The sequence below is a fragment of the Paracoccus sp. (in: a-proteobacteria) genome, assembly GCF_047973135.1.
Lineage (GTDB): Bacteria > Pseudomonadota > Alphaproteobacteria > Rhodobacterales > Rhodobacteraceae > Paracoccus.
The window spans coordinates 1-2,812 of the sequence record NZ_JBKEBL010000160.1 but is presented as its reverse complement, the minus strand read 5'-3'; the positions used below and the strand labels follow the sequence as shown (position 1 = coordinate 2,812).

At 65.8% G+C, this 2,812-nt stretch carries 2 protein-coding genes; one reads left to right on the top strand and one right to left on the bottom strand.

Annotation, left to right across the window (positions count from 1 at the left end; genetic code table 11):
* A partial coding sequence (locus tag ACK5L9_RS12280) for an AMP-binding protein (protein ID WP_416911752.1) occupies nt 1–2,481 on the top strand: 2,481 nt, incomplete at its 5' end.
* Here ACK5L9_RS12280 and ACK5L9_RS12275 read toward each other — a convergent pair.
* Nucleotides 2,454–2,812, bottom strand: a 359-nt coding sequence (locus ACK5L9_RS12275; protein ID WP_416911751.1) for an SDR family NAD(P)-dependent oxidoreductase, incomplete at its 5' end; no start/stop codon positions are given. The two genes, ACK5L9_RS12280 and ACK5L9_RS12275, sit on opposite strands and share 28 nt — an antisense overlap.

Genomic DNA, 2,812 nt, shown 5'->3' with positions numbered 1-2,812 from the left:
CTGACCGCGCAGCCCGCGCGCGCGGGGCAGTTGCCGGACGGTTGCCGGGTTGTCGATGCCACGATCTTTCTGGACGCGCCCGCCGCAGACAGCATCGCGCCGGGCCGGGTGTCGCCGGGCGATTCGATTTATCTGGTCGCGACCTCGGGCACGACGGGGCGACCGAAATGCATTCCGGTGACGCATGACGCGGCCTTGCTGTCTTATGAATGGCGCGACGCCTATACGCCCTATACCCCCGACATGAAGATCGGCATCTATATCTTTGCCATATGGGAGATGTTCCGCCCGCTGCGCAACGGGGCAGAGCTGTGTTTTCCCGGTCTCGACGATCTGTTGTCGCCGCAATCGCTGGCGCGCTTCATCACCGGCCATGACCTGTCCGAGATGCTGTTCACGCCCTCGTTCTTTGAAAAGATGCTGCAAGGGCTGGACGCCGCGACCTGCGCCACCCTGCCCCTGCGCCGGATCGTCCTGAACGGCGAGGTGGTCAGCGACCGCCTGATCGCCGAAGCGCGGGCCAAACTGCCCCATGCGGCGCTGTGGAACCTGTACAGCATCTGTGAAACCCATGACATCTGCATGTCGGAGCTGACCGGGCCGGCGGGTCCGGCGCAGGGGGTGACGGTGGGCCGCGCCATGCCGCATCTGCGCCCGGTGGTTCTGGACGATCACGACCGGCCCTGCCCCCCCGGCACGCCCGGCCTGCTGCATTTCGAAGGACCGCGCATGCTGGGTCCGGGCTATGTCAACCGTCCCGAAGAAACGTCACGCCGCTTTCGCGAGTTGACCTTACAGGGTCGCGCGGTCAGGTTGTATGATACCGGCGATCAGGGTTATGTCGATGCGGATGGGCAGATTGTCGTGCTGGGCCGCGTCGCGCATATGCTGAAACTGCGCGGCCACAGCATCCAGACACGCGAACTGACCGAGACGATGGCCGGGCTGATGGGCTTTTCCCACGCGATTCCCTGGGTGCGGCAAGTCGGCGATCAGGGGCAGGCGCTGGTGTTCTATTACACCGCCGACGCCACGACCACGGCGGACAACCGGGCGCGATGGCAGATCGGCGATGACAGCCGGCGGACGCCCGACGCGCTGGCCCGCGCGCTGCGCAATGTGCTGCCGGGCTATTGTGTGCCCTCTTATCTGGTGCAGCTTGACGCGATCCCGATCCACGAGGTGTCAGGCAAATGCGACTTCAAGGCGCTGCCCGAGATCAGGCCCGAAACCTGTGAACCCGAGACGGCGGGCGACGCGCTGCCGACGGTGATCCATGCGGCGCGGATCCTGCAATGCCGCATCGCCGAGATCGATCCCGACCGCTCGTTCCACGATCAGGGCGGCGATTCGCTGATGTGTGTCGATCTGATCCTTGAACTGGAACGCGGCTATGCACGGCGCGTCGATTTCGACCGGGCGCTGAACCTGCCCCTGTCGCGGCTGCATCAGCTTCTGTCGGATCAGGTCACGGAAACCGCGCGCCCGCAATATGATCGCCGGGGCATTCTGCTGACCGGAGCGACGGGCTTTCTGGGGCGGCAGGTTCTGGCTGCGGCAATTGACCGGCTGCCCGGCGATCAGGCCGTCTATTGCCTTGTCCGCCCCCGCAACCGCGATCCGCATCAGCGGCTTGAGGCGATTGCAGCGGCGGCGGGATTGCCGTTGGACCGGATCATTCCGGTGGCGGGGTCGATCGACGATCCGGCCTTCGGGCTGGACCCGGACCATTATGCCGGCCTGTGCCGCCATGTCCTGACGGTGATCCATTGCGCGGCGACGGTCAATCTGGCGGTAGACCGCGCCACCATGCTGGACTGGTCGCGCGCGGGCATTGCCGCGATCCTGCAATTTTGCCACGATTCCGGGGCGGATCTGCGGTTTTCCTCGTCCTCGGCGGTGTTTCCCGAAACCGGCGGCCCCCACCCCGAGGCACCCGCCGCGATGTATGATGCCTGTTCCGGCTATGGCGCCGCCAAGATCGAGGCAGAATCGCAGATTGCCGCTTCGGGGGTAAGTGCGGCCATCGTCCGGCTGCCATCGCTTTACGGTCTGGACGCGCCAAACCACCGCGACATCTATGAGATCATCCTTCAGGCAAGCCGCGCCATCGGCTGCCTGCCCGAAGGACTGATCTTTCCGATGACCGATCTGCACGCCGCCGCCGGTTTTCTGGTCGGGCTGCGCCCCGGCGCGGGCGCGCGCTTTTACAACCTGATCGCCGATGATCCGGTGACGGCAGATGCCGGGTTCGAACGGGTCAGCCCCGATGCATGGCTGGCCCGCGCGCCCCTGCCGGATCTGGTCCGCGACCTGATCGCCGAGACCCCGGCGATCCTGCATGCGGATGCGGTTTTCGAAAATGCCGCCGCCAAGGCACAATGGCAGCAGGCAGGCATGGGCGATTTCGCCGCGCTGTCAGATGGCCGCGCGCTGCTGGATCGCAGGCTGCGTCACCACAGCGAACCCGCATTGACCTGAAAATCCTCCATCGTCATCGCGCGCCCCGCATCGCTGACCAGAAAGGCCACCAGCCCGGCCACCTCGTCGGGCTGGACCAGCTTGCCCTGCGGGTTCGACGCCTCGTATTTCGCGACGACCTCGGCACGGGGGGCACCCTGCGCCACCTCGTCATCAATGAATTTCTTCAGCATCTCGGTCTCGACCCAGGTGGGGCTGATACTGTTGCAGGTAACGCCCGCCGCCGCGCCCTCCAGCGCGACACAGCGGCCAAGGCCCAGAAGCCCCGCCTTCGACGCGCAATAGGCCGCGTTATTCGCCATGCCCTGATGCGCCGCGACCGAGGCAAGGT